At 60.3% G+C, this 25,030-nt stretch carries 26 protein-coding genes and 1 other RNA gene; 17 read left to right on the top strand and 10 right to left on the bottom strand.

From position 1 onward, the window contains the following. Positions 1–26: 26 nt before the first annotated feature. The 8 genes from OF122_RS17635 to OF122_RS17600 all read left to right on the top strand — a co-directional run bounded on the left by OF122_RS17635 (position 27) and on the right by OF122_RS17600 (position 8,123). Complete coding sequence (locus OF122_RS17635; RefSeq protein ID WP_264227698.1) at positions 27–206, top strand: Flp family type IVb pilin; 180 nt, start codon at positions 27–29, stop codon at positions 204–206. A gap of 23 nt (positions 207–229) precedes the next feature. Next, positions 230–766, top strand: a complete 537-nt coding sequence (locus OF122_RS17630) for an A24 family peptidase (RefSeq protein WP_264227697.1) — start codon at positions 230–232, stop codon at positions 764–766. Positions 767–1,028: 262 nt separating this feature from the next. Beyond that, positions 1,029–1,931, top strand: coding sequence for a Flp pilus assembly protein CpaB (gene cpaB, locus OF122_RS17625; RefSeq protein WP_264225485.1), 903 nt, complete (start codon positions 1,029–1,031; stop codon positions 1,929–1,931). A gap of 45 nt (positions 1,932–1,976) precedes the next feature. Beyond that, positions 1,977–3,305, top strand: coding sequence for a type II and III secretion system protein family protein (locus OF122_RS17620; protein WP_264225484.1), 1,329 nt, complete (start codon positions 1,977–1,979; stop codon positions 3,303–3,305). A 64-nt stretch (positions 3,306–3,369) separates the two neighbouring features. Then, positions 3,370–4,647 (top strand): AAA family ATPase, encoded by a 1,278-nt coding sequence (locus OF122_RS17615; RefSeq protein ID WP_264225483.1) that lies wholly within the window; start codon positions 3,370–3,372, stop codon positions 4,645–4,647. A 21-nt stretch (positions 4,648–4,668) separates the two neighbouring features. Continuing rightward, positions 4,669–6,144 carry an ATPase, T2SS/T4P/T4SS family gene (locus OF122_RS17610; RefSeq protein WP_264225482.1) on the top strand — a complete coding sequence of 492 codons (1,476 nt, stop codon included), beginning with the start codon at positions 4,669–4,671 and terminating at the stop codon, positions 6,142–6,144. A 2-nt stretch (positions 6,145–6,146) separates the two neighbouring features. Continuing rightward, positions 6,147–7,124, top strand: coding sequence for a type II secretion system F family protein (locus OF122_RS17605; protein ID WP_264225481.1), 978 nt, complete (start codon positions 6,147–6,149; stop codon positions 7,122–7,124). Between the two features lie 12 nt (positions 7,125–7,136). Beyond that, positions 7,137–8,123, top strand: a complete 987-nt coding sequence (locus OF122_RS17600) for a type II secretion system F family protein (RefSeq protein WP_264225480.1) — start codon at positions 7,137–7,139, stop codon at positions 8,121–8,123. A 32-nt stretch (positions 8,124–8,155) separates the two neighbouring features. On the opposite strand, the gene OF122_RS17595 is transcribed toward OF122_RS17600, so the two are convergent. After that, positions 8,156–8,914 carry a tetratricopeptide repeat protein gene (locus tag OF122_RS17595; protein ID WP_264225479.1) on the bottom strand — a complete coding sequence of 253 codons (759 nt, stop codon included), beginning with the start codon at positions 8,912–8,914 and terminating at the stop codon, positions 8,156–8,158. Between the two features lie 152 nt (positions 8,915–9,066). Between OF122_RS17595 and OF122_RS17590 the strand changes: the two genes are divergently transcribed. Continuing rightward, entirely contained in the window at positions 9,067–10,410 is a 1,344-nt protein-coding gene (locus OF122_RS17590; protein WP_264225478.1) for a leucyl aminopeptidase family protein, read from the top strand. Here OF122_RS17590 and OF122_RS17585 read toward each other — a convergent pair. Both OF122_RS17585 and OF122_RS17580 read right to left on the bottom strand, forming a co-directional pair. Then, entirely contained in the window at positions 10,404–11,345 is a 942-nt protein-coding gene (locus OF122_RS17585) for a 2-hydroxyacid dehydrogenase (RefSeq protein WP_264225477.1), read from the bottom strand. The genes OF122_RS17590 and OF122_RS17585 overlap by 7 nt on opposite strands. A gap of 81 nt (positions 11,346–11,426) precedes the next feature. After that, complete coding sequence (locus OF122_RS17580; RefSeq protein WP_264225476.1) at positions 11,427–12,539, bottom strand: c-type cytochrome; 1,113 nt, start codon at positions 12,537–12,539, stop codon at positions 11,427–11,429. Positions 12,540–12,831: 292 nt separating this feature from the next. Between OF122_RS17580 and OF122_RS17575 the strand changes: the two genes are divergently transcribed. The 5 genes from OF122_RS17575 (at position 12,832) to recR (ending at position 16,533) form a co-directional block, all read left to right on the top strand. After that, a complete protein-coding gene (locus tag OF122_RS17575) occupies positions 12,832–13,665 on the top strand; it encodes a prephenate dehydratase (protein ID WP_264225475.1) in 834 nt (277 codons plus the stop codon). 54 nt (positions 13,666–13,719) lie between these two features. After that, positions 13,720–13,814: signal recognition particle sRNA small type (gene ffs / locus OF122_RS17570), an RNA gene on the top strand. Between the two features lie 52 nt (positions 13,815–13,866). Beyond that, the gene (locus OF122_RS17565) at positions 13,867–15,597 is read left to right on the top strand and encodes a DNA polymerase III subunit gamma/tau (protein ID WP_408636265.1); all 1,731 of its coding nucleotides are present in this window, start codon (positions 13,867–13,869) and stop codon (positions 15,595–15,597) included. After that, complete coding sequence (locus tag OF122_RS17560; RefSeq protein ID WP_264225473.1) at positions 15,594–15,917, top strand: YbaB/EbfC family nucleoid-associated protein; 324 nt, start codon at positions 15,594–15,596, stop codon at positions 15,915–15,917. Before OF122_RS17565 ends, OF122_RS17560 begins: the two co-directional genes overlap by 4 nt. Before the next feature lie 13 nt (positions 15,918–15,930). Next, positions 15,931–16,533 (top strand): recombination mediator RecR, encoded by a 603-nt coding sequence (gene recR / locus OF122_RS17555; protein WP_264225472.1) that lies wholly within the window; start codon positions 15,931–15,933, stop codon positions 16,531–16,533. A gap of 37 nt (positions 16,534–16,570) precedes the next feature. On the opposite strand, the gene OF122_RS17550 is transcribed toward recR, so the two are convergent. Both OF122_RS17550 and OF122_RS17545 read right to left on the bottom strand, forming a co-directional pair. After that, positions 16,571–16,978: a hypothetical protein gene (locus tag OF122_RS17550; protein WP_264225471.1), complete on the bottom strand. Its 408-nt coding sequence runs from the start codon at positions 16,976–16,978 to the stop codon at positions 16,571–16,573. 61 nt (positions 16,979–17,039) lie between these two features. Then, complete coding sequence (locus OF122_RS17545; RefSeq protein ID WP_264225470.1) at positions 17,040–18,185, bottom strand: DNA recombination protein RmuC; 1,146 nt, start codon at positions 18,183–18,185, stop codon at positions 17,040–17,042. A gap of 105 nt (positions 18,186–18,290) precedes the next feature. Between OF122_RS17545 and def the strand changes: the two genes are divergently transcribed. The 3 genes from def to truA are packed head-to-tail and all read left to right on the top strand — an operon-like array spanning position 18,291 to position 20,509. Continuing rightward, the gene (gene def / locus OF122_RS17540; protein WP_264225469.1) at positions 18,291–18,806 is read left to right on the top strand and encodes a peptide deformylase; all 516 of its coding nucleotides are present in this window, start codon (positions 18,291–18,293) and stop codon (positions 18,804–18,806) included. A 42-nt stretch (positions 18,807–18,848) separates the two neighbouring features. Continuing rightward, positions 18,849–19,772, top strand: coding sequence for a methionyl-tRNA formyltransferase (gene fmt / locus OF122_RS17535; protein WP_264225468.1), 924 nt, complete (start codon positions 18,849–18,851; stop codon positions 19,770–19,772). After that, on the top strand, positions 19,772–20,509 hold the full coding sequence (gene truA / locus OF122_RS17530; RefSeq protein WP_264225467.1) for a tRNA pseudouridine(38-40) synthase TruA: 738 nt from the start codon (positions 19,772–19,774) through the stop codon (positions 20,507–20,509). The genes fmt and truA overlap by 1 nt, the downstream gene beginning before the upstream one ends. On the opposite strand, the gene OF122_RS17525 is transcribed toward truA, so the two are convergent. From OF122_RS17525 to dapD, 5 genes are read right to left on the bottom strand one after another with little or no spacing between them, the layout of a single operon-like run. Beyond that, positions 20,506–21,108, bottom strand: a complete 603-nt coding sequence (locus tag OF122_RS17525) for a hypothetical protein (protein WP_264225466.1) — start codon at positions 21,106–21,108, stop codon at positions 20,506–20,508. The genes truA and OF122_RS17525 overlap by 4 nt on opposite strands. Positions 21,109–21,113: 5 nt before the next feature. After that, on the bottom strand, positions 21,114–21,683 hold the full coding sequence (locus tag OF122_RS17520; protein WP_264225465.1) for a hypothetical protein: 570 nt from the start codon (positions 21,681–21,683) through the stop codon (positions 21,114–21,116). A 14-nt stretch (positions 21,684–21,697) separates the two neighbouring features. After that, positions 21,698–22,222, bottom strand: a complete 525-nt coding sequence (locus OF122_RS17515; protein ID WP_264225464.1) for a hypothetical protein — start codon at positions 22,220–22,222, stop codon at positions 21,698–21,700. Then, a complete protein-coding gene (dapE, locus tag OF122_RS17510) occupies positions 22,219–23,388 on the bottom strand; it encodes a succinyl-diaminopimelate desuccinylase (protein ID WP_264225463.1) in 1,170 nt (389 codons plus the stop codon). Before dapE ends, OF122_RS17515 begins: the two co-directional genes overlap by 4 nt. Positions 23,389–23,393: 5 nt before the next feature. Continuing rightward, positions 23,394–24,239 carry a 2,3,4,5-tetrahydropyridine-2,6-dicarboxylate N-succinyltransferase gene (gene dapD / locus OF122_RS17505; RefSeq protein WP_264225462.1) on the bottom strand — a complete coding sequence of 282 codons (846 nt, stop codon included), beginning with the start codon at positions 24,237–24,239 and terminating at the stop codon, positions 23,394–23,396. Positions 24,240–25,030 lie beyond the last annotated feature (791 nt).

Below are 25,030 nucleotides of genomic sequence, written 5' to 3'. Positions count from 1 at the left end.
GCGCTTTGGAAGGACAAGGGCTAATCGTGTTAAGGGCATTCATCAAGGATCAGAGGGGAGCGACCGCGATTGAATACGCACTGATCGCGTCTCTTGTATCGATCTTTGTCATTGGAGCTCTGACGATGTTCGAAGCAGGATTCACCGATCTGTTCCAATACATCTCCGACAATATTTCTACCGAGCTTTCGTCCGGCGGCGGTTAAGGGTGGTTGGCGTGATTAATCCAATACTTGCTTTCGTCTTCCCTCTTCTAATGGCTTTCGCCGCCTGCTCGGATCTGCTGACTATGCGGATTTCGAATGCGCTTGTGGCTGCTGTTGTCGCGGGCTTCGTGATCGTCGCGCTGATCGTGGGCATGAGCCCGGCACTCATTGGGATTCATCTGGCCACGGGCGCGCTGGTCCTGGTGGTTACTTTTACTCTCTTTGCTCTGGGCTGGATCGGTGGGGGAGACGCCAAGCTGGCGGCAGGGGTCGCCATGTGGATGGGCTTTGAGTTCATGCTGCCCTTTCTTCTTTATGCGGCCGTCCTGGGCGGTATATTGACCTTTGCGCTTGTGATAAGCCGCCGCTACGCACTTCCCGCGCCGCTTCTGAGCGTTGGATGGATCGCCCGCCTGCACCATCCCAAAACCGGTGTGCCCTACGGCATTGCCCTGGCGATCGGCGCCATGCTGGTTTATCCCCAGACCTTCATCTATGAGCAACTGGTGACCAGTCAGGCGGTCCAGCAAACACTGCTTGATCAATTGGGCACACTGTAAGCCTTCCTTCGCGAAGGTCGGGAACCTCCTTTCAGCTTACGCAAAAGACCTGCCTTAAACCATTGGTTAACCTTTGCAAAAAAGCATCGATTAACCAAGTTTTGACCCTTTCCCGGCAATAGTTGTCCGATCACGCCCACAAGCGCATCCAGATTTGCGCTCAGGGGCTGATCGTTGGGGGCCGGAAGTGTCGAGACGTCCTGTCTCCCAAAAACAGTGCAAGTGCCTCAAAGGGCATGGGCCAGCGGGAGTTTAGGGTCAGATGAAACCGGCGCGTATTCTGCTCATCGTGGTCGCTATCGTGGCGGGCGGGCTCGCCGCGTTCCTGGCGACGCGCGGCAACAATCCCCGTCCTCAGCAAGAGTCGGCCACCGTCGAATTGCAGCGCGAGGCGCGCGCTCAGGTTCTGGTAGCCAATCGGGCAATCGGCCTAGGGCAGCGCCTTACCGAAGCAGACGTGGGCTGGCAGGATTGGCCCGAGGGGGCGCTGCGCTCCGAATTCATCACGGCCAGCGCCGTTCCCGATGCGCCCCAGCAGGTGGCTGGCTCGGTGGCACGCTTCGAATTTTTCCCCGGGGAACCCATCCGTGAAGCCAAGCTGGTCAACTCGACACAGGGCTATCTTTCGGCTGTTATCGGGCAAGGCATGCGGGCCGTCTCGGTCGCGGTCAACCCCGACTCCGCGTCGGGCGGTTACATCGTTCCAAACGATCGTGTCGATATCGTTCTCACCCGCTCGGGTGGCGATTATTCGGAGACAATCCTCTCCAATATTCGCGTTCTGGCCATAGGCACACGCCTTGGCGAAGCCGGCACAACGGGCGGGCAGGTCGATCCCGACAATCCTTCCTCGCAGGTCTTTGAGAGCGCCGAAATCGCGACACTGGAGGTGACGCCGGCCCAGTCGGAGACGATCCTGCAGTCTGGATCCATCGGACGGCTGACGCTGGTTCTGCGTTCGGTCGTCGATTTTGGACAAACCGTGGCAGACGACAACAGCGGAAGCCAGACGGTGAGGCTCGTTCGCTACGGCCAATCACAATCGATCACATCCAGCGCCCCGCGTAGCGCGCCCCCTTCGGGCACGTCGGTCTCGGCTCTGGACAACCCCGCTGCTCCAATCGAGCCGGCTCAGCCGTCTTCACCCGTCATCGAGGTCAGATAGATGTTCTTCGCTCCGAAACAGCCTTTCGCCGCTCGGTTTGATCTGATGCGCGCTTTGTTGACGGGTTTGATGCTTGCGGCGCTGGCGGGCACCACGCCGGTCCTTGCCGCCACCTCTCCACATTTGCGCATAGCCCAAAGCGAGCTGGGGCGCACTCAATACGTGGAAATCGGGGTCAACAAGTCGATCATAATCGATCTGCCGGTTGAAGCAGGAGAGGTTATTGTATCCCAACCAGGCGTCGCCAACGCGCTGATGCGGACGCGTACGCGCGCTGTCATTCAGGGCATCGCGGCGGGCGAAACCAACATCCTGTTTCTGGACTCTTCGGGCGGCGGCATCGCGGTGATCGAGATTTCCGTGGCCCAGGACTCCTCGGGCCTTGCTGCAACCATCAATCGTCTGCTTCCCGGCTCACGCGTCCAGGTTCAGTCCTTTGCCGATTCAGTCATTCTTTCGGGCGACGTTCAGTCCGGAGATGACATGGAAAAGGCGGTCGCCATAGCGGCGCAGTATGTCGGAGGCGAAAGCAATGTAACCTCAGTCATCAACGTCGCAGGCGGCCAGCAGGTGGCGCTCAAGGTCGTCGTAGCCGAGATCAAGCGCGACGCCGCGCAGGCACTGGGCATCAATCTGTCCGGGTCGCTCTCGGTTGGCGCGCTCAATCTGGGCTTGAATTCGGCACCCGCAACCGGGGATTCCGCTGGCAGCTATTCAGGCGATTTCAGCCAGGGCGGTTTCTCAATCGACGCGTCGCTGCAGGCGTTGCAGAGTCAGAACGCCCTGCGCCTTCTCGCTGAACCGGTGCTCACGGCAATGTCGGGACAAGAGGCAAATTTCCACGTTGGCGGCGAGTTGCCGATCCGCGTGGTTAGCGATGGTGAAGAAAGCTACGACTACAAGGAATACGGTATAAAGCTGAATTTCTCACCGACTGTGCGCTCGAATGGCTTGATCGCGCTGGATATCAATACCGAGGTTTCCGAGATTTCCGATACGATTTCGGGTGCTCTCAATACGCGCAGTGCCTCGACATCGGTGGAACTGCCAGCTCACCAGACGCTGGCGATTGCAGGGCTGCTCGAGGAGCGGACACGGCGCCAGATCAACGAATTGCCCGGGCTCGGCAACATCCCCATTCTCGGCGCGCTGTTCCGGTCTTACGAATACAGCACCTCCCAAACCGAACTGGTGATCCTCGTCACGCCCGTGATCGCCCAGCCAAGCGTGACCCCGGTCGCCACGCCGGACGACTTCTATCAACCCTCTTCAGATGCCGAAGCCATCTTTCTGGGGCGCATGGAGAGCATGTACGGGGTCGGCGGCGCGGCGGGCGGACAGTTCCGTGGCTCCGTTGGTTTCATGCTTGACTGATCCCTTCGCTCCGGCATTGCCGCCGGGGTGCCTTTTTTGAGACGTCCCGTTTGGGGTAGAAACGATGAACTTTATCGACAACGATGATCGTGCAAATGCATCCGATGCACCCGCCGAGACGGTAAGCGGCGCACGATTGATCCCGCGTATCACGATTCAGGCGTTCTGCGAGCACTCACAGACCGCGCAAATCATCGAGGACACGACCCACGATCGGCGGATGTCGAAGGTGGCGCTCACGACGCACAACGGTGGATTGGAGGGGGCGGTCGAAACCTACCGCACCAACCCCACACCCAACCTCATCCTCGTTGAAACCACATTGCCAGCCGATCAGATCGAAGGCGCCCTGGGCAAGCTGGCGGAGGTGTGCGACGCCTCGACCCGGGTTATCGTCATCGGACACGTCAACGATGTGATGCTCTACCGCAGCCTCATCCGCGCCGGTGTTTCCGAATATTTGGTCATGCCGTCCTCAAGCGCGACCATCATCAACGCCATAACCGACCTGTTCGCCTCCGAAGGTGCGGCGCCAATCGGCCGCTCCATGGGCTTCATTTCTGCCAAGGGCGGGGCCGGGGCCTCCACTGTCGCGCATAACGTCGCCTGGGCGATCGCCCGCTCGATCAGCCAGGACGTTCTGGTTGTCGATCTCGATCTGCCCTTCGGGACAGCCGGCCTCGATTTCAATCAGGATCCGCCCCAGGGCGTCGCCGATGCGGTCTATGCCAGTGACAAGATGGACGCGGTGATGCTCGATCGCTTGATGAGTAAGGCGGCCAATCACATTTCCCTTCTCGCCGCACCTGCCACGCTCGATCGGGCCTACGATCTTTCCGAACGCAGTTTCGAGCAGGTTATCGAGCTCAGCCAGAAGACCGTTCCCGTTGTCATTCTCGACATCCCCCATCTCTGGACAAGCTGGGTGCGCCACACTCTGGCTGCCGTCGATGAGGTCGTGATCGTCGCCGAGCCCGATCTTGCCAATCTGCGCAACGCCAAGGCCATTGCCGACGCGGTCAAGGCGCTGCGGCCGAGCGATAGCGACCCGCTTATCGTGGTCAACAAAACGGGTATTTCCAAGCGTCCTGAAATCCCGCCGGCCGAGTTCGCTTCGTCCATTGAATGCCGCCTTGCCGCTCAGATCGGCTTTGAACCGGCCTTGTTCGGAACCGCTGCGAACAATGGACAGATGATCGCGGAAGTTTCGGCGACTCATAAGGTCAACGACACTTTCCGCTCGCTTGGTCTTGAGCTCACCGGGCGATCGAGTGCTCAGGCGACCAGCCGGCCCTCAGGAATCCGTATCCCCGACCTGTTTCGCAAGCGCAAGCGGGCGTAATTACAAGGAAGGCTTTAAACGATGTTCGGCAAGCGCGCGAGTTTCGGTGGCAACACCCAGCCGGCTCCAAGTCGCCCGGCGCCTCTTCCCGAGGCACCGGAGCTTGAGCATGCCCGCTCGCAGCCCTCAGGTGCCACAACCGAGCCCCCACGGACGACACGGATCGAAGATAGCGTTGATACCGTCGAATCCACGGGTCGTGACAAGAACTATTTCCAGACCAAATCCTCGATCTTCTCGGCCCTGATTGACTCGATCGATCTCTCGCAGCTCGCTGCCATGGATCAGGATTCCGCGCGCGAGGAAATTCGCGACATCGTCGCCGAAATCATCGCTCTCAAGAACTTCGTCATGTCGATTTCCGAGCAGGAAGATCTGCTCGACGACATCTGCAACGACGTTCTGGGCTATGGCCCGCTTGAGCCGCTTCTGGCCCGCGACGACATCGCCGATATCATGATCAATGGCTCTCAGCGTTGCTATATCGAAGTGAATGGACGGGTGAAGCTGACCAATGTGCGCTTCCGCGACGATGCGCACCTGATGAACGTTTGTCAGCGCATCGTGAGCCAGGTCGGTCGCCGTGTGGATGAATCCTCACCCATATGCGATGCGCGTTTGCCTGATGGCTCTCGTGTGAACGTCATCGCTCCGCCGCTTTCGATCGATGGCCCTACGCTGACCATTCGTAAGTTCAAAAAGGACAAGCTGACCTTGCCTCAATTGGTCAAGTTCGGCTCGATTTCCCCCGAGGGTGCCGAAGTCTTGCGCGTGTTGGGCCGCGTGCGGGCCAATGTCCTGATTTCCGGCGGTACCGGTTCTGGCAAAACCACATTGCTCAACTGTCTTACCGCCTTCATCGACAAAGACGAGCGTGTCATCACCTGCGAAGACTCCGCGGAGCTGCAGCTACAGCAGCCCCACGTCGTCAGGTTGGAAACCCGCCCGCCCAACCTTGAGGGCGAAGGCGAAGTCACCATGCGCGAACTGGTCAGGAACTGTCTTCGTATGCGTCCTGAGCGGATCATCGTCGGCGAAGTGCGTGGCCCCGAAGCGTTCGATCTTCTCCAAGCCATGAACACCGGCCACGACGGATCCATGGGCACGTTGCACGCCAACTCTCCGCGTGAGGCCCTTTCCCGTCTGGAATCGATGATCACCATGGGTGGGTTCGCGCTCCCCAGCCGCACCATTCGCGAAATGATCGTATCCTCGATCGACGTGATCGTTCAGGCGGCCCGCTTGCGTGACGGTTCGCGCCGTATCACCCATATTTCTGAAGTGCTCGGTATGGAAGGTGATGTCATCGTCACTCAGGACGTGTTCCTTTACGACATCATGGGAGAAGACGCCAACGGCGCCCTGCTTGGTCGTCATCGGTCCACCGGCATCACCAAGCCCCAGTTCACCGAGAAAGCCCGCTACTTCAACGAGGAAATTGCGCTCGTTGAGGCTCTCGAGCGCGCCAATGTCGAACAACATGAACTGATACGCTGACCATGAGCCCACTCATTCTCGCCATCCTCGTCGTGGTCTGCGTTGGAGCATTGGGTATCGCCTTCGTGCCGGCGCTGGCTGGTTCGAGCCGAGCCGACAAGCGAATGAAAGCGCTTCAGGCCGATGTGCAGGTGCGTCGGCAGACTGTCACCGCGGACAAGACCAGAGAGACGCGCCGCCGCACGGTTCAGGATGCGCTCAAGCAGCAATCGGACGCTCTCAACGCGCGCCGCGCCAAGACCACCTTGAAGCACCGGATATTTCAGGCGGGGATCAAGACCTCGGTAAAGGTCTGGATTCGCAACTCCATCATTCTGGGCATCGGCATGTTTGTCGTTCTGATCGTGGTGCAGGTCCCACTGCTCTATGCTGCAGTCTTTGCCATGGCCAGTGCCTATGTCTTGCCCAATGTCTATCTGGGCTGGCGGCGCAAGAGATACCAGAGCGCCTATCTCGACGAATTGCCCAACGCCGTTGAGGCTATCGTACGCGGTGTCAGGGCGGGCATGCCGCTCAACGACTCCATTCGGCTCGTTGCCAGGGAAGTCAAACAGCCGGTGCGATCGGAATTCATGCGCGTTCTCGACCAGCAATCGGTGGGCAAAAGCATGGCTGAAGCCGTCCCTGTGCTTTTTGATCGCGTCCCTTTGTCCGAAGTCAACTTTTTCATCGTTGTCATCACCGTCCAGCAGCAATCGGGCGGCAATCTTTCCGAAGCGTTGTCAAACCTTGCCATCGTTCTGCGCAACCGCAAGAAAATGAAAGGCAAGGTCAAGGCCATGAGTTCGGAGGCCAAGGCTTCGGCGATGATTATCGGCGCCTTGCCTGTCTTCGTTATCGGTGCCGTGTCCGTTATCAGTCCCGGCTATCTGGCGCCGCTTGTCACCACCAGTGTGGGCAACATCTGCCTGGGCGTTGCCGCGGGCATGATGATGACGGGTGTGTTCGTCATGAACCGCATGATCCAGTTCGACTATTAGGGAAGATTCCGCGTGAGCCTCGCTGACCAGATAGTCAATCCCGATTTCCTTATCGCAGTTTTCGCGGCGATTTCGGCTGCAGCCATCGTCTTTACATTCGGCTCACAGATATTCGAGCGCGTCGAGCGCAAGGACCGCATGAAGAAGGTGGCCATAGAGCGCGAGCAGATGAGGGCGCGTGAAATGGCCCGTTTGCGCAATCAGGCCGAAGGCAAGGAAGGCGGGCGGGGCAACATTCGTGGTGCCGATGCGCGCACCTATATGAAGTCCACCGTCGAGCGCTTCTCGCTCCAAAAGGCATTTGTGGACGAAAACACGATGGACCGCCTCGCTCAGGCCGGCCTGCGCGGCCAGGGCGAGCTGACAAAACATCTGTTCGTGCGCTTCGTTGCGCCCTTCCTCTTTTTTGCGCTCGGAGCTCTCTATCTCATCTTCATTACACCAGGTGGCCGCCCGCTCTTTCTCAATCTGGTTTATGCCTTGGGCGTGGGGCTGATCGGCGCATACATCCCCGTTCTGATGCTGCGCAACAAGATCCAGAAACGCCAGCGCTCGATCAAGAAGGCGTGGCCCGACGCGCTTGATCTCATCCTGCTCTGCGTTGAATCGGGCATGTCCATCGAGCACGCGATCAAGCGGGTCGCCAAAGAGGTCGGGCTGCAAAGTGTCGAACTCGCCGAAGAAATGACCCTGACAACAGCAGAGTTGTCCTTTCTCGAAGACCGGACCCGCGCCTATGACAATCTTGCCCGACGCACCGGGCTCGATGGTGTACGTTCGGTGATGACAGCGCTCATCCAGGCCGAACGCTACGGTACCTCGGTTGGTCAGGCCCTGCGCGTCATGGCCGAAGAAGGGCGTGAAGCGCGCATGATGGAAGCTGAAAAAAAGGCGGCGGCGCTACCACCCAAGATGACCGTCCCGCTGATCGTCTTCTTTCTGCCGGTACTCTTCATAATCATCATGGCACCGGCCATCATCACAGTGACCTCGCTCTGATCGGGCCGCGCGGGCTGGTGTGAAATCGCTGTTCAGGCAGGCGTGTCGTTGCGGATGGCCTGCCAGCGGTCCTGCTGGGTCAGAAGCGCGCGAATATAGTCCATGTTGGCCTGGACCTGCTCGGGCGGGAGTTCTGCAGCGTAAATCGCGCGAGCTGCCTCGAACTGACCCTGCAGGCCGAGGACGAGGGCCAGGTTCTGGCGCACCTTTGAATTGGCACCGGGCATTGAGGCCGCCTGCCGCAAATTGGCCTCTGCCTGCACGAGCTCACCTGTCATGGCGTAGGAAAGCCCTAAGTTGGCATAGAGCCGCGCTTCCTGGGGTGCCAATAGCAGGGCTTGGGTGTAAGCCTGCCGAGCTTCGACCGGGCGTCCCATCTGATCGAGAATGGCGCCGCGCACCGAAAGCGCATCCCAATCCGGTGTTACGGGGTTCATGGCGTTATCGACCACCCGGAGCGCTTGTTCGAACCGGCCGGCTGCCGAGAGTGCCTTGGCATAGGCCAAGCCCAATTCGGCGTCTCCTTGATGGACCGAAATGAGATTTTCGAGCACGGTAACGGCGGGTTCGGTTTGGCCGGCGGCCCGCAGGGCGGCGGCATAGTGGATGCCGAGTACCCTGTTGCGCGGGTCCTGGGCGTAGCGCTGGGACAGGTCGGCAACGCTTGCCTGGATTTGCGGGCCGGAAAGATTGGCGTAATCAGCATTCAGTGCACCGGTGCGATTGGTGGCGCATCCGGCCAGAGCGATGGTGGCGACGCCCGCCAGCAACACCAAACCAATTCTGCCCATTCCGACCCCCAGCGCCCTGCGCTCGCGCGTGCAATATTCCATTCCAGAAGTAATTCATTAACCCTAACGCCGGGTTAAACGCGTTCGCGTCGCGATTGCGGTCTTGGGGCGCTCCCGCTACAAACGGGCTTGATCCCGACCTGGAGTTTTTCATGCCCAAGACCACACCGATCATCTGCGTAGCTGAGAACGGCATTGACGCCGCCAACATAAGCGCGGCGCAGAAGGCCTGGGCAAGGAACAATGACTTTTCAGGCCAATCGGGCAAGCTCCTTGCCCTGCCTGATGTGGACGGCAACATCGAGGCTCATCTTTTCGGCCTCGGGCCGGATGCCAACCGCTCAGCCCTGATCCTGGGCCTGGCTGCTTCAGCGTTGCCCGCAGGTCTATACCGGCTGGAAGGCAGCTTTGGCGATCCCACACTGGCTGCCTTGGGTTTCCGGTTGGGCGCGTATGGATTCGACCGGTATTCGAAGTCCAAGGAGCGCCCCGTCCTCGAACTGCCCGAGGGCGCCGAAGCGCAAGAAATTGAAAACCTTGTAAATTCGGTATTCATCGCCCGCGATCTGGTCAACATTCCGGCCAATGATCTGGGCCCGGACGCGTTTGAGGTCTGGATCGCCGATTTTGCCAAAGCGCATGGCGCTGCGATCAATGTCGTCCGCGGCGATGATCTGCTGGAGCAGAATTTTCCCATGATCCATGCTGTTGGTCGCGCCAGCGATCAGGCGCCACGTCTGGTGGACTTTTCCTGGGGCGACCAGGCTCACCCCAAGCTGACCCTTGTTGGCAAAGGCGTAACCTTCGATACGGGAGGGCTCAACATCAAGCCCGGCAGTTCCATGGCGCTGATGAAAAAGGACATGGGCGGAGCGGCCAATGTGCTTGGGCTGGCTAACGCCATAATGGCCGCCGGCCTCAAGGTGCGATTGCGCGTCCTGATCCCGGTCGTTGAAAATTCGATTGCCGGCAATGCATTCCGACCGGGGGACGTTCTGCCCTCCCGCAAGGGTCTGACAGTCGAGATCGGCAATGCCGACGCGGAAGGGCGGCTGATCCTCGCCGATGCCCTCGCTTTGGCCGACGAGGAAGATCCGGACCTTGTCATCGACATGGCGACTCTGACCGGTGCCGCCCGCGTGGCGCTCGGTCCGGACCTGCCGCCTGTCTATGCCCGAGATGAAGCCTTCGCGAAAACGCTCGTCGAGCACGGCATGGCGGTCGACGATCCGCTTTGGCCCATGCCGCTCTGGAACGGCTATGACAAGCTGCTGTCTTCAAAGATCGCCGACGTCAATCACATCTCGACCGGCGGGCTGGCGGGATCGATCACCGCCGCACTTTTTCTCAACCGGTTCGTCAAACCCGAGACCGAGTGGATGCATTTCGACATCTTCGCGTGGGCACCCGAGGCCCGGCCGGGTCGTCCATATGGCGGCACCGATCAGGGCATTCGGGCACTCTTTGGCGTGCTCAAAACCCGCTACGGTCAGTAGCCCCGTCCCCGGTCGACAACGTTGCGTAAAGGCTTGCCGGCCTGATGATCGGCAATAATCTGCGAGAAATAGCGGACCCCGCTGTGCTCGTTGGATATCGCCGCGATGTGGGGTGTGACGAAACAGGTTTCGATCTCCCACAGTGGACTGGTGCGGGGCAGGGGCTCGACTTCGAACACGTCGAGACTGGCCGCGCCGAGCGTGCCGTCTTTAAGTGCGGCAACGATATCGGCTTCCTTCTGGTGTCCGCCACGGGCTGCGTTGATCAGCACCGGTCCGCCCACCAGTCGGCCCCTGCGCAGCGCCTTGAAGGTTTGCATATTCAAAATGCCCCGCGTTTCCTCGGTCAGCGGCAAAAGGCAAACCAGTATGTCGGTGGCCGCAAGGAAGTCCGCGAATCGTGCGTCTCCGGCAAAGCCTTCCACACCCTCAATCGACTTGGCAGAGCGGCTCCAGCCATTGACGGCAAAACCGATGGCCTTGAGCTTTTCGGCCGCGTCTGTCCCAAGCACGCCCAGGCCCATGATTCCCACTGCGATTTCGTGGCTTGCCGGGGGATAAAGCTGGCTCCAGACTTTGGCCTTCTGATGGGCCGCGTATCGCGTGAACAGCCTTTGATGCATAGTGACCTGTGAGATGACATAGTCGCTCATGCAATGGGTGAGTTCGTCGTCGACAAAGCGAATGACAGGAACGTCAGGAAGCGAGGGGTGCTCAAGCAGAGCATCGACACCCGCACCCAGCGACAGGATGGCTTTGAGATTGTCCAGGCCCTCGAATGCGTCGGGCGCCGGCTTCCAGACAAAGATGTATTCAATTTCTGCCGGATCGAATTCCTCACCACGCGTGACAACGCGATAGTGGGGCATTGCCTCGCGGAACCCTTTCGCCCAACCCGCCTCATCGATGCCGGTTAAATGCAACAACAGAGCCATTGAATCCTCCCATCTGTCCCTAAAGAAAAAGGCCGCACCCTATGGCGCGGCCCAATATACATGTCGTCGCTCAATAAACGATCAGTTGGCCGGCGTTTCGGGCGCGGCCTCTGGCTCGTCCGCGTCGATCACCACCGGGTCGTCCCCTTCAGCGGACTCCTCGAGATTGAGCTCCTGGACCTCTTCGACAACCGGCTGCTTGGCGGGGGCGGCGCCACCCGTAAGCTCGATGGGATTGTCCGAAATCGAATTGAGGAACACGATCAGTGCGGCGCGATCTTCGACATTGGCCAGTCCCGGAAAGCTCATCCGCGTGCCAGGCGCAAAATCGGCCGGGCTTTCAAGGAATGCGCTGAGATTTTCCGGCGTCCATGTCTCGCCCTCGGCACCCAGCGACGCCAGTGCGTCCGAATAGGAATAGTCCTCGTGCTGGGCGATTTCCGCCCCGACGACATTGTAGATGCCCGGTCCGACGCGGTTGGCGTTTTCAGCCGAATAGTCGTGGCAGGCCTGGCAGCGAACGATCAATGCCTCGCCGTCCTCAGGTGTCACGGCCGCCAATGCAGCGGTCAGTTCGTCTTCAACCGGCGCCTCATCGCCGCCCTCGCCCTCGCCGCCCTCGGCGGGTGCAGCTTCTTCCTCGGCAGGAGCCTCGGGAAGCGGGAAGGGATCGTCCGAATTTTCGCGCAGGAATGCGATAAGATTGGCGCGATCTTCAGGGTTGGACAGGCCGGCAAAGCTCATCTTGGTGCCCGGCGCGTAATTGCGCGGGCTTTCCAGAAAGGCGTCGAGATGTTCGTAGTCCCAGATTTCGCCATTGGCCCCAAGCGTTGCCAGCGCATCCGAATAGGCAAAGCCCTCATGGCTGGCGATGGGGTGGCCGACCACCCCGTAGATGCCGGGTCCCGTGCGGTTCTCGTTCGACGGAGAATAATCGTGACACGACTGGCACCGGGTAATCAGGCTTGCGCCTTCTTCGGCAGAAGCTGTTTGCATGCGGGCAGCAATCGAGGGCACTTCCGGTGCTTCTTCGCCGCCGCCTTCGCCTTCGGCAGCGGGCTCTGGAAGGTCATAGCTCGCGCCACGTCCCTCGATCGGAGCGTAAACCTCGTCAGCGATGAAGCTGACACCCATCACAAAGACCAAGGTGCCCAGAATCGCACCAAAAATCTTGTTGAGTTCAAATGAATTCATAACCTCGGTCTCTCCGTACCGTTATCCCCGCCCGAGCGCCGGCAGCAGAACGCAAAACACGGGCCCTCGATCGGCGATCCGGGAAGCAGGGCGTTTCCACACCTGCGCCAAAGCCACGGATTCGACCGTCAAGCCCGCGCGCGGACCATATAATGGAAGCAACGGCCCACGCAACCGCCATAGGCCGGGTGCGACAATCCCGCAAGCCAAATTTTGCCGTCCCAGCGTTCAATTGACACCCATTGGTCGGGAGGGTTAGGTGCGCGCGCATTCATTCTTTGGGACCACGCCTATGTCACGCAAGATCGCCTTTCAGGGAGAATTGGGAGCTTTCAGTCACGCCACGGCTGTAGAGCTCTTTCCGGACGACCAGCCGGCCCCCTGCGTGACGTTCGAGCAAACCATCGCCGCCGTGCAAACGGGAGAGGCCGATTACGCCGTCGTGCCGGTCGAAAATTCCCTTTATGGCCGCATCACCGATATTCACCACATTCTGCCCGAAAGTGGTCTTTATATCATCGGCGAACATTACCTTCCCGTTCGCATGAACCTGTTGGGGGTACGTGGCGCGACACTGTCGGACATTGAGGCCGTACAGTCGCTCTCGGTCGCTCTGGGTCAGTGCCGCAAGTTCATTGCCAAACACAAACTGCGCACCATCAATTCGGTCGATACCGCTGGATCGGCCCGCGAAGTCGCCGAAAAGGGTGATCGGTCGATCGCTGCCATCGCCTCGCGCTTTGCCGCCGAAACCTATGGGCTCGATGTCATTGCCGAAAACATCGAGGATGCTGCCCATAATACGACCCGCTTTTTGATTATGGCGCGTAACCCCATATCGCCCAAGCCGAACGGGACGAAAATCAAAACCACCTTTGTCTTCCGCGTTCGCAACGTTCCCGCAGCGCTTTACAAGGCTATGGGCGGATTCGCGACCAATGGTGTCAACATGACCAAGCTCGAGAGCTATATGGTCGGCGGCTCGTTCACGGCGACCCAGTTCTATGCCGATATCGAGGGACATCCCGACGACCACAACGTCAAGCTGGCGCTTGAGGAACTGGGGTTTTTCTCCGACCATTTCAAACTGCTCGGAATCTATCCGGTAGCCGACTCCGCGCCGTGAAAGAGTCCCACTGACCTCTTGCAAACCCGTTCCCGATGCAGCACATAGGGGACGGGAGGTTGGTGGCGGACGAACCGCTCGCCAACCGGGTCAGGTCCGGAAGGAAGCAGCCCTAACGAGTACGGCACGGGTCGTCGTCAGCCTCCTGCTCTATAGCGCCATTCGGTAATGGCGCGGCAGTTCCCCCAGCAACGGCCCGCGATGGTGACCCCCCAGACCCCAGCAACGCCCTATCAGGTTCTGGCCCGGAAGTACCGGCCATCGAGCTTTGAGAGCCTTGTGGGGCAGGACGCGATGGTCAAGACGCTGGGCAATGCATTTGCGACCGGCCGTATCCACCACGCCTTCATCCTGACCGGCGTGCGCGGCGTGGGTAAAACCACCACCGCCAGAATTCTTGCCCGCGCCTTCAACTACGCCGATGAAACCGGGCCGCATGCAACGCTCGATCTGTCCAGAGAAGGGGTTCATTGCGCCGAGATTATCGCCGGCACCCATGTCGATGTCATGGAAATGGATGCCGCATCCAATACCGGCATTGATTCCATTCGCGAAATCAACGCAATGACTCGCACCCCGCCGATGAGCGCACCCTATAAGGTGTTCATCATCGACGAAGTGCACATGCTTTCGACATCGGCGTTCAACGGGCTTTTAAAGACACTCGAAGAACCGCCACCTTATGTGAAGTTCATCTTCGCAACGACGGAGATCCGCAAGGTCCCGGTGACCATCCTGTCGCGCTGCATGCGTTTTGACCTGCGGCGGATTTCGCCCGAGGTGATGACGGGGTATCTCTCAGGACTGCTCGAGAAAGAGGCCATACCGGTCGAACCCGAGGCCCTCTCGATGATCGTGCGCGCCGGGGAAGGCTCCGCGCGTGACTGCCTTTCGCTGACCGACCAGGCCATCGCTCACGGTGGCGGGCAGATCAGCGTGCAGTCGGTACGCGACATGTTGGGGCTCGCGGATCGGGCGCGGATCATCGATCTCTTTGAGAAACTGATGGGCGGCGACATCGCTGGCGCACTCGACGACACGCGCGCGCTTTATGATTCGGGCGCTGATCCGACGACGATTATCACTGATCTGGCCGAGTTGACCCATCTGGTAACGCGCATCAAGATCGTGCCGTCGGCCGCCGAAGATCCGGTGCTGACACCTGACGAACGCAGCCGCGGGGCCGAACTGGCCCAAAAGCTCGGTCTTCGCATCCTGACCAGAACCTGGCAGATCCTGTCGAAAGGACTCGCCGAGATCGCCCAGTCGGGCAACGGTCTGCAATCGGCGGAAATGGTGCTGATCCGTCTTGCCTATGCTGCTGATCTGCCCAGCCCTGACGAACTGATCGAAAAGCTGACAAGCCAACCGGGCGATTCCGGCCCGGTGCCGTCTGCTCCGGCCCCCAATGGTGGTGGTGGAAATCATGCGCGCGCCTTTGCGCCGTCCGCAGCACCCGACCCGTCACCGCAATCGGCGCCGCGCACCGAAGCGCGTGCTGTCCCGCAATCCTATGAGCAGATCGTCGCCCTGGCTGGCGAAAAGCGTGATATCGCTGTCAAGCATGCTCTAGAATCCGATATCAAGCCGGTGTCCTTTGAAGTTGGGCGCATCGAGGTGGCGCTGACGCCTTCTGCCAACCCTTCCATCGTGCCTATGCTGTCGGCGAGGCTCAAGGAATGGACGGGGCGCCCTTGGCTCGTCACCATCTCGACCAAGGAGATCGCGGCACCCACTTTGCGTGAGGCGCGGCGAGCGGCCGAAGATAATGCCCGAAACGCGGCACTCGAAGACCCGTTGGTCAAAGCCGTGATGGAGACCTTCCCCGGCGCCAGGCTGGTGAACATCAAGTCGCGTCCTGATCTGACCAACGAGCTGGAAACGGCAGCGCAGGATTTTGAAGCTCCCATCGAGCCGGAGGAAGACGAATGAAAGATCTTATGGGCATGATGAAGAAGGCCCAGGAATTCCAGCAGCGGGCCCAGGAGATGCAGGCCGAGGCAGCCGCCCATGTGGTTGAAGGAACGGCCGGGGCCGGCATGGTCACGGTGACCATGACCGCCAAAGGCGATCTGCAGGGCGTCAAGTTCGATCCTTCGCTGCTCAAGCCTGAAGAGGCTGAAATCCTTGAAGACCTTATTGTTGCCGCTCACGCCGATGCGCGCCGCAAGGGCGAGGAATTCCTGCAGAAAAAAATGGGTGAAATGACCGAGGGTCTTCCGATCCCGCCGGGCATGAAGTTCCCGTTCTAGGAATCGGGGCGACATGGCGAACACCTCCGGCGGGCCGGAAATCGAACAACTCATCCAGCTTCTCTCGCGCCTGCCGGGTTTGGGCCCGCGCTCGGGCCGCCGCGCCGTTCTTCATCTGATAAAGAAGAAAGAACAGCTGATGGCCCCGCTCGCTGCTGCGCTAGAGCGTGCCATTGAGGCTGTCAAAGTCTGCCAGACCTGCGGCAATATCGATACCATCTCCCCCTGCACGATCTGCTCGGACCCGCGCCGTGCTGAATCGGGGTTGTTGATTGTTGTCGAAGATGTGGCCGACCTTTGGGCTCTTGAGCGCGCCGGTATCGGGCAGGTGCGTTACCACGTGTTAGGAGGTGTACTCTCCCCGCTTGACGGGGTGGGTCCCGACGATCTTTCCATTGATCAGCTGATCCGTCGAGCGCCTGACTATTCTGAAATCGTTCTTGGGGTTAATGCCACTGTCGAAGGGCAGACCACGGCCCATTACATCACCGATCGGCTCGCCGATACCGGAATCACCATAACCCGTCTGGCTCACGGCGTCCCGGTTGGTGGCGAACTGGATTATCTCGACGAAGGGACGCTCAGCCAGGCCCTCAAGGCCCGCACCCGATTTTGACCGGCATTTGCCATTCGCGCGCCAGCCCGAAATTCGTTCACTCGGGCTTGTCCTCGTAGCCTTCGTTATCGGGTTCGCCTGTGATGCGTGAAATCGCGTCATCATCATCGGGTGACTGGCTTTCGATATGATCTGCCGGATCAAAGCTGGTCGCGGCATCTTCAGGCGCGGCGCGACCGGCGCCCTCCAGCGCTGCGATGGCCGCCTGGACCTCATCGCGCAACGTGTCGATATCGCTCCCGACATCGGATGCTTCCAATCCCGCGAGGTTGTCTGAAATCTCGCGCAGGCGGTCGAGTCGCTCCTCGGCCGGGCGGCTTTCGTCGTAGAGATAGTCATTAACCTCATCCAGGCTCATGGGCATGAGTGTGGCGCGAGGGTTCGCCTCATCGCCGAGCGCCTGATCGACCGGGATGACGCGACCTTCATGGGGATGTTCTGCCATCGCTCTCCTCCTTGGCATGATCGTGCCGGGACAACGCGGCAGCCTTGCCAAGGTTGCCAGATCATTCGAGAAGTGAAGGCCGTTCCTCTTCGAATTCCAGCGCTTCGATCTTCTCGCCCCGCCGCGTCACCTTGCCGGTTGAAATCAGGATGTCGTCGATATCCTGATTGGCCTGCCGGAAATGGTTCTGGAGCTTGTTGACCCGCTCATTGAGGCGTCCGACATCGGCGAGAAGCGCGACGACTTCCTTCTGGATGATATGGGCCTGCTCGCGCATGCGCACGTCGCGCAGCAACGCCTGAATCACCTGTATCGACAGCATCAGCAGCGAGGGCGACACGATGACCACCCGAGCCCGTGCCGCCTTCTGTACGACGTCCTCGAACCGCTCGTGCAGATCGGCAAAGATCGATTCCGAGGGCACGAACATAAAGGCGGTATCTTGGGTTTCTCCCGCGATCAGGTATTTCTCCGAAATCGCCTTGATGTGCGTTGTGCAATCGTTGCGAAATCCGGTCATGGCGGCGCGCACCGCCTCGGGGGTTTCCGCATCGGTGATCCGCTGCCAGCCTTCGAGGGGAAATTTGGCATCGATCACCAGCGATGGTGCATTGTTTGGCATATGGATGAGCGCATCGGGCCGTGAATTGTTGGAAAGCGTAACCTGAAACTCATATGAATTGGGCGCCAGACCATCGGCGATGATCGCCTCCATGCGCCCCTGACCGAATGCGCCGCGCTGCTGCTTGTTGGACAGGATCGATTGCAGCGAAACAATTTCGCCCGACAATTGGGTGATGTTGGTCTGCGCTCTGTCGATCACCGCAAGCCGTTCATTGAGCTTGGTGAGCGTTTCGTCGGTCTTGGTTCGATTTTCAGTCATCGACTGGTTGACCCGGTGCGAATTGGCATCGATCCGCTCGGTGAGAACCCGGGCAAGATCGGAGGTTCGCGTGCCGAAAATTTCGCTCATGGTCTGCATGCGACCAGTCATTTCCGACTGAATGCGCATCATGTCGGCCATGTGCCGTTCCATTTCGGCATTGCGCGCGGCATCGATTGCTGCCTGCTCCTCGCGCTGCCGTGCGGCGCGGGTCTGCCCGATCAGGACGATAATGAGCCCGAGCACCGCTATCGCCAGCCCGCCGGCCAGGGCTTCAAGGATGGTTATGGGCGTTCCGCCGATGTCAAAGAGCACTGTTTCCATAATGTTCTTGTTATCTGATTCGCCCCTTCCCATATCCGCTTTGCTTGACCCGCGTGGTACACCTGCATTAACCAGTGCGTCACACACCAATTCCGAGATTATTGAATGGCCGTACGCGAAATCCTCATCCTGCCCGATCCTCTGCTCCGCAAGGTGGCCGAGCCCGTCGAGGCGTTCGATGAAGACCTCCAAAAGACCGTCGATGACATGTTTGAAACCATGTACGACGCGCCCGGCATCGGGCTGGCCGGTCCGCAGATCGGCTATATGAAGCGTGTGGTGGTGATCGATCTGGCCGACGAGGAAAATCCGGACTCCGGCAAGATCGCCATGGTCAATCCCGAGATCGTCGGCCTGAGCGAACAAACCGCTGTGTCCGAGGAAGGGTGCCTGTCGATCCCCGAGCTCTATTACGAGGTCGAACGGCCCGCCGAGGTCACAGTCAAATATTTCACACCGCAGGGTGAGGAAATCACCCGCCACGCGACGGGTCGCCTTGCGGTCTGCATGCAGCACGAGATCGACCATCTCGATGGCGTGCTCTATATCGACTACCTTTCGCGCCTCAAGCGCGACCGCGTGAACAAGAAGTTCCAGAAAAAGGCCCGGCTCGCCAGCTGATCTGCGCGCCGTCCATCCGTCTCGAAATCGAAGGGCAATCCGATGCGCGTCGTCTTCATGGGCACCCCCGATTTCGCCGTGCCCACGCTGACCGAGATCGTCATGCGCGGTCATGAGGTCGTTGCGTGCTATACGCGTGCGCCCAGGCCCGCGGGACGCGGCCAGGCCGAGCGTAAATCGCCGGTGCACCTGGCGGCCGAAGAGTTCGGCATTCCGGTGTTCACACCGAAAAATTTCAAGGACTCCGCCGACGTCGCGACCTTTGCGGCGCTGGGCGCGGAAGTGGCGGTGGTCGTCGCCTACGGCCTGCTGCTGCCGCCTGCGGTGCTTGAAGCGCCCGAAAAGGGATGTCTGAATTTGCACGGCTCGCTCTTGCCGCGCTGGCGGGGTGCCGCGCCCATCCAGAGGGCCATCATGGCGGGGGACGAGCGCACGGCGGTCTCGGTGATGAGGATGGAAGAAGGGCTCGATACCGGTCCGGTAAGCCTTGTCGATTTCATCTCCATCGGCCCGGACATGACGGCGGGCGAACTCCATGACGAAATGATGCGCACCGGCGCGGACCTGATGGGCCGGGCGCTGTCGGCGCTTGACCGTGACGCTCTCGAATTCACCGCTCAGCCCGATGATGGCGCCACCTACGCCAAAAAGATCGAGAAGGCCGAGACACGGATCGATTTTTCCCGGCCCGCACAAGAGGTTCATAACCATGTCCGCGGCCTGTCGCCTTTCCCTGGCGCGTGGTTCGAGATCGAGCTTGGCGGCAAGCCGGTGCGGGTCAAGGCGCTGCGCTCGACCTTGACCGAAGGGCAAGGCGAGCCTGGCACCGTGCTTGAGGGGCTGACGATTGCTTGCGGGCAAGGCGCCGTGCGGTTCAGGCAGGTACAACGCGAAGGCAAGGGTGCAATGGATGCTGAAGCCTTCTTGCGCGGGGCGGGCGATTTGACCGGGCGCCAGGTGGGCTGATGCCCCGCTACAAGCTGACCATCGAATATGACGGAACGCCCTTCGTGGGCTGGCAGCGCCAGGCCGATGCGCTTTCGGTGCAGGAAGCAATCGAAATTGCCATCGAAGCCTTTTCCGGCGAGGCCGTGCGCACCCAGACGGCGGGCCGCACCGATGCGGGGGTTCATGCACGGGGGCAGGTGGCCCATTTCGACCTCGAACGCGAATGGGACCCCTTCCGCGTGTCCGAGGCGCTGAATTACCATCTCAAGCCCCACCCGATCGCCATTCTGGACTGCCAATTGGTCGGCGGGGACTTCGAAGCGCGCTTTTCGGCCAAAGCGCGCCATTATCGCTATTTGATCCTCAATCGCCGCGCCCGTCCGGCTCTGGAGGCCAACAGGGTTTGGCACGTGGCGGTGCCGCTCGACGAGAAAGCCATGCAAGAGGCCGCGCAGACCATTCTGGGGCGGCACGATTTCACGACCTTCCGGTCCGCCCAATGCCAAGCCAATTCCCCCCTTCGCACGCTGGACAGGCTGGACGTCAAGCGTGACGGCGATCTGATCATCATCGAAGCGTCGGCGCGCGCCTTTTTGCATCATCAGGTGCGCTCCATGACCGGATCACTGAAGCTTGTGGGGGAGGGGCGCTGGCCAGTGACTGGTCTGAAGGCGGCGCTCGACGCGCAGGACAGGTCGCGGTGTGGGGCCATGGCTCCATCCTCCGGGCTCTACCTGATGGCGATCGATTATTAGTCCAAGGGGAGCTGGGCGAGGATAAATACCGCAAGGATCATAGCAAAGAGCTGAGCCGCCAGCACCATGACGACCTCGCTGCCCCGCAACCCTGCAATGATACGCAGAATGTTGATTTCTGCGATAAAGGTGGCGATGGCGATGGCTGCCCACAGCGTCAGGATGATCGCGACAAGCGTTTCGCCCGCTGTCGGGCCAAGCATCAGCGCGCCAGCGAAAGCGACACAAAACGTCACTCCAACCAGCCCTCCGACCGCGATGGCATTGACCCAGTTGCTGGCAACCATGACGGGTCGGAAACCATGCAGCGCATCAAGGCACGGCAGGACAACCCGCAGCGCGACGAAGCGGGCTGCGATCAGGGTGCCGGTGATGAAGAGTTGACCGGCAGGCGACATGGTTTGCCGGGCCGCGGCGCCCATTTCCGTAATGGCCGTGAAGACGACAAACGCCACAATCAGGGCAATGAAGCTGCCTGCAAGTCCACGCTGGGAGAAGTCGAACCGGGAAAGGGCATCGGGGCGCCCCAGCATCAGGTTCCAGGTACCCCCGACAGCCGAGGCGCCTTCTTCGATCAATTTCGATCGGCGGTCTACCACCCCGGTCAGATCTCGGGGGTGGGCACGGGACCGTAAAGAACCCCCACGGCAAGCAGGGCAACCAGCATGCCTATGGTCTGGACGACGATGAGCATGACGATCTGTCCGGCCTTCATGCCCACCACCAGCCGTGCATTGTTGATGCGGGCCAGAAAACCGATGACCACGGCCAGAAGCAGGATCAGTTCCGCGCTGGTGGTCACCAGCGCGACAAAGGCGAGTGCGATCGAGACGACGGCGTTCACCCAGTTTTCGACTGTAACGAAGGCCGCGAACTTCTCGGTGAGCCCGGTGAGGCGCAAAACGACCCACGACCCGCCCATGATCCCGGCATAAAGCAATGCATTCTGAACCAGCGCGGCGAAGGTCGAGACCTCAGCCTCTCCCGGGGCCACAAGCGCCGAAATGAGAAAGGTGACGGCCACCGAAACCAAGAGCGCGATAAAGCTTGAGATGAGCCCGCGCATGTCGGTGAAGAAATAACCCGGCGCGTCGCGCCGCCCCACAATCAGCCGCCAGGTTCCGGCAACAGCGGAACGGGTTTCTTCCAAAAGGGTCGGCTGGGCTTGGGACACGAAAGAATGGCTTTCTAAAAGGCGTTGACCAACATGTAGAGGGCGATGGGCAGGACCGCAAGCAGCACGAACAGGGCCAGCCCGTACCCGATCGCGGTGGGGAGGCTCAGCCCGTTTGCCTGTGCCAGCCGGAAGCCTAGAATGCCGGTAACGGCCAGTATGGCGCCGGCCAGCGGTACGCCCAGAAGCGTTGCGAGACCCTCGACAAGTTTCATCGCCGCCAGAAGGTAGAGGCCAGGAACCACAAAGCTCGCGGTGGAACCGGAAAAGGCGCTCAGGCGTGCGACCAGTCCCGTGGCAATGAACAGGGCCAGAAGCGGAAGCAGATGCTGGACGACGACAAGTGCCATGGCCAGGGGCGGGGGAAAGCCGAACCGCAGCGTTGCCAGAACGATGGCAACCAGAACGGCGGCGCCAAAGGCAAGGAAACCACCATTCATGCCCTCGGCGTCAAAGCGAAAATGGCTTTGCCAATCGGGGCGCCTGCCCAGGATCTTCGACCAGCCGGCTCCGGCCTGCTTGAGCGTTTCCAGTGTCATGCCTGCTTCCTTGCCAGAAAGCTGGCGATGTAGGTGGCGTAAAATTCGGCCAGGCGCTCGACATCGGCGACCGGTACCCGCTCATCGACCTGATGCATGGTCGCTCCGATCAGGCCGCATTCGACGACAGGGCAATAAAGCGAGATGAACCGTGCGTCCGACGTCCCCCCGATGGTCGAGAGGAGCGGGCGGACGCCGTTGAAGTCTTCCATCACGTCGCACAAATGAGACACGTGCCCCTCGGGCGGGGAGATAAAGCACCGCGAGATGGGACCGAGCTGTTCGAATTCGAGATGACAGCCGCGCAATTCGATTGCGGCGAGCCGACGGTGGATTTCGGCAAGCAGTGTCTCGCCGGTCCAAATGTCGTTGAACCGGACATTAAAGCGCAGCGTGGTGCGTTCAGGGATGACATTCGACGCCGGATTGCCGGTGTCGATCGCGGTGACTTCGAGATTTGTGGGCTGGAAGTGCTCGGTACCGTCATCGAGCGGCACGTAAAGCGCTCGCACGATTTCGGCTGCGACCGGCATGGGATTGTTGGCGCGCTGCGGGTAGGCCGCGTGCCCCTGCTTGCCGATAACGGTTATCTTGCCCGAAACCGACCCGCGCCGCCCGATCTTGATCGAGTCCCCGAAGACCTCGAACGAGGAGGGCTCGCCCACAATGGCGAAATCATATTTCTCGCCTTGCGCCTCGGCCCATTCCATCAGCTTTTTCGTGCCGTTTACCGCGTCGGCTTCTTCATCGTTTGTGATGGCGAGAGAGACCGTGCCCTTTTCCAGCGCGCCAGTTTGGGCAAGCTGCGCCACGGCACCGCAGAAGGCGGCGACGCCGCTTTTCATATCGGTGGCGCCGCGGCCCCACATGACGCCATCAACGATTTCGCCGGAAAACGGATCATGGGTCCAGGCGGTGACATCCCCAGGAGGGACAACGTCGGTGTGACCGGCAAACAACAGATGTGGTCCGGGCTCTTTGCCCTTGCGGGTGGCGTAGAGGTTGTCGACCGGATAGGAGCCGTCGCCCTCGAACTTCAGCCGCGTGCAGACAAACCCGAGCGGAGAAAGGAAGGCTTCGAGCACGTCGAGCACGCCCTCTTCGATCGGGGTGACCGAAGGCCGGCGGATCAGATCGGCGAGCAGCGGGACGGCGCGATTGCTCATGATCGCTAGTCGCGCAGAAGATCGTTGATCGAGGTTTTGGACCGGGTCTTTTCATCGACCCGCTTGACGATCACCGCGCAATAAAGGTTCGGGCCGGGTTCTCCATTGGGGAGCGGTTTGCCGGGGAGTGAACCCGAGACGACCACCGAATAGGGCGGCACCTTGCCGTAAAAGATTTCGCCCGTCGTCCGGTCGACGATCTTGGTCGACTGGCCGATGAAAACGCCCATGGAAATGACCGAGCCTTCGCCCACCACGACGCCTTCGACGATCTCGGAACGCGCGCCGATAAAGCAGTGATCCTCGATGATGACCGGTCCGGCCTGAAGCGGTTCGAGCACACCCCCGATGCCCACGCCACCGGAGAGGTGCACATTCTTGCCGATCTGGGCGCACGAGCCGACGGTGACCCATGTATCGACCATGACGCTCTCGTCGACATAGGCGCCAAGATTGACGAAGGACGGCATGAGGATGGCGTTTTTGCCGATGAAGGCCGAGTGCCGCACTATGGCGCCGGGGACGGCGCGGAAACCTGCGGCGCGGAACTGGCTCTCGCTCCAGCCGGCAAATTTGGACGGCACCTTGTCCCACCACTGCGCGCCACCCGGGCCGCCGGGAATGGCTTCCATGTCGTTGAGGCGGAAGCTGAGCAGCACGGCCTTTTTGAGCCACTGATTGACCACCCACTCCCCGTCGGCAGCTTTCTCCGCAACGCGCGCTTGGCCCGAATCGAGCAATCCCAGCGCCTGGTTGACGGCATCGCGCACTTCGCCGGTCGTCTGGTAATTGACACTATCGCGGGCCTCAAAAGCGGCATCGATGGTTGCGGCAAGCTCACTCATGGACATGGGAATTGCGGGCCTTTTAGTCTTGGCAGAAGGAAGGGAGAATTCGGCGCGGACCTTAACCGAAGCGATTGGGTGGGGAAACCCATATTCGGCTTGGGATGCCGGCTGGAGGAGGGCTTTCTTCAAGACATGCAAGAGCCGCCGACGGCGAGATCGCCTCGGCTTGCTGATGACTTTCTTGCTGGTCGCGCTTCCGAACCGAAAACCGGTTCCCACTTTTTCTGGAAGCGCTCCAGACAGACGGCATGGGGCGATGAACGCTCCGCATGTTTAGTTAGTATATGAAGCGATCATCGCCCCACGCGCCCGGGATTTTTGGCTTAGTCGCCCTTCAGAAGGCTAGGGTCAATCCCTTCTCCCTTTCGAGAGTACGACGGCGTTAGCAAAATCGCGCCAGCCTCGAAACCGAGATCAGGCGGCCGGTTCACGCCGTCCGGCGCTTGTGACGTTTGGGCCTTCCCTGCGGCGACCCGCAAGGAACCCGGACCGACCCCGCCCAAACGTTCGTTGCGCTTGCGTCCATGTGCGCGGGTTCGTGAAAGGGAGTATGGGGGAGGTTGAATGGGCGGGGATAAGTTTCTTTGCGGCTGGGGCGTGTGGCGACGCATCATGATGGATTCCGGGAATAAATCCCGGAATGACAATGGGGGTGGAGAGGCGAGACGGCAAAGGCACGAACCTTTGCGAATCCCCGGTCAACCCGCAGCGACAATGAGCTAAGCTCTGCAGCACACATCGGCGTCAGGATCTTGGAAAAATCGCCACCCATCCTTAATACCGCCCTGACATAG

This window comes from Pelagibacterium flavum, assembly GCF_025854335.1.
Classification (GTDB): Bacteria; Pseudomonadota; Alphaproteobacteria; order Rhizobiales; family Devosiaceae; genus Pelagibacterium; species Pelagibacterium flavum.
Note: the sequence above shows the minus strand (reverse complement) of the source record. Positions and strands in the feature narration are given on the sequence as shown.

Excerpts from the sequence above, each read along its gene's own strand:
- cpaB (WP_264225485.1), top strand. The coding sequence starts at position 1,029 with ATGAAACCGGCGCGTATTCTGCTCATCGTGGTCGCTATCGTGGCGGGC.
- OF122_RS17620 (WP_264225484.1), top strand. The coding sequence starts at position 1,977 with ATGCGCGCTTTGTTGACGGGTTTGATGCTTGCGGCGCTGGCGGGCACC.
- OF122_RS17615 (WP_264225483.1), top strand. The coding sequence starts at position 3,370 with ATGAACTTTATCGACAACGATGATCGTGCAAATGCATCCGATGCACCC.
- OF122_RS17610 (WP_264225482.1), top strand. The coding sequence starts at position 4,669 with ATGTTCGGCAAGCGCGCGAGTTTCGGTGGCAACACCCAGCCGGCTCCA.
- OF122_RS17605 (WP_264225481.1), top strand. The coding sequence starts at position 6,147 with ATGAGCCCACTCATTCTCGCCATCCTCGTCGTGGTCTGCGTTGGAGCA.
- OF122_RS17595 (WP_264225479.1), bottom strand. The coding sequence starts at position 8,914 with ATGGGCAGAATTGGTTTGGTGTTGCTGGCGGGCGTCGCCACCATCGCT.
- OF122_RS17590 (WP_264225478.1), top strand. The coding sequence starts at position 9,067 with ATGCCCAAGACCACACCGATCATCTGCGTAGCTGAGAACGGCATTGAC.
- OF122_RS17585 (WP_264225477.1), bottom strand. The coding sequence starts at position 11,345 with ATGGCTCTGTTGTTGCATTTAACCGGCATCGATGAGGCGGGTTGGGCG.
- OF122_RS17580 (WP_264225476.1), bottom strand. The coding sequence starts at position 12,539 with ATGAATTCATTTGAACTCAACAAGATTTTTGGTGCGATTCTGGGCACC.
- OF122_RS17575 (WP_264225475.1), top strand. The coding sequence starts at position 12,832 with ATGTCACGCAAGATCGCCTTTCAGGGAGAATTGGGAGCTTTCAGTCAC.
- OF122_RS17565 (WP_408636265.1), top strand. The coding sequence starts at position 13,867 with ATGGTGACCCCCCAGACCCCAGCAACGCCCTATCAGGTTCTGGCCCGG.
- OF122_RS17560 (WP_264225473.1), top strand. The coding sequence starts at position 15,594 with ATGAAAGATCTTATGGGCATGATGAAGAAGGCCCAGGAATTCCAGCAG.
- recR (WP_264225472.1), top strand. The coding sequence starts at position 15,931 with ATGGCGAACACCTCCGGCGGGCCGGAAATCGAACAACTCATCCAGCTT.
- OF122_RS17550 (WP_264225471.1), bottom strand. The coding sequence starts at position 16,978 with ATGGCAGAACATCCCCATGAAGGTCGCGTCATCCCGGTCGATCAGGCG.
- OF122_RS17545 (WP_264225470.1), bottom strand. The coding sequence starts at position 18,185 with ATGGAAACAGTGCTCTTTGACATCGGCGGAACGCCCATAACCATCCTT.
- def (WP_264225469.1), top strand. The coding sequence starts at position 18,291 with ATGGCCGTACGCGAAATCCTCATCCTGCCCGATCCTCTGCTCCGCAAG.
- fmt (WP_264225468.1), top strand. The coding sequence starts at position 18,849 with ATGCGCGTCGTCTTCATGGGCACCCCCGATTTCGCCGTGCCCACGCTG.
- truA (WP_264225467.1), top strand. The coding sequence starts at position 19,772 with ATGCCCCGCTACAAGCTGACCATCGAATATGACGGAACGCCCTTCGTG.
- OF122_RS17515 (WP_264225464.1), bottom strand. The coding sequence starts at position 22,222 with ATGACACTGGAAACGCTCAAGCAGGCCGGAGCCGGCTGGTCGAAGATC.
- dapE (WP_264225463.1), bottom strand. The coding sequence starts at position 23,388 with ATGAGCAATCGCGCCGTCCCGCTGCTCGCCGATCTGATCCGCCGGCCT.
- dapD (WP_264225462.1), bottom strand. The coding sequence starts at position 24,239 with ATGTCCATGAGTGAGCTTGCCGCAACCATCGATGCCGCTTTTGAGGCC.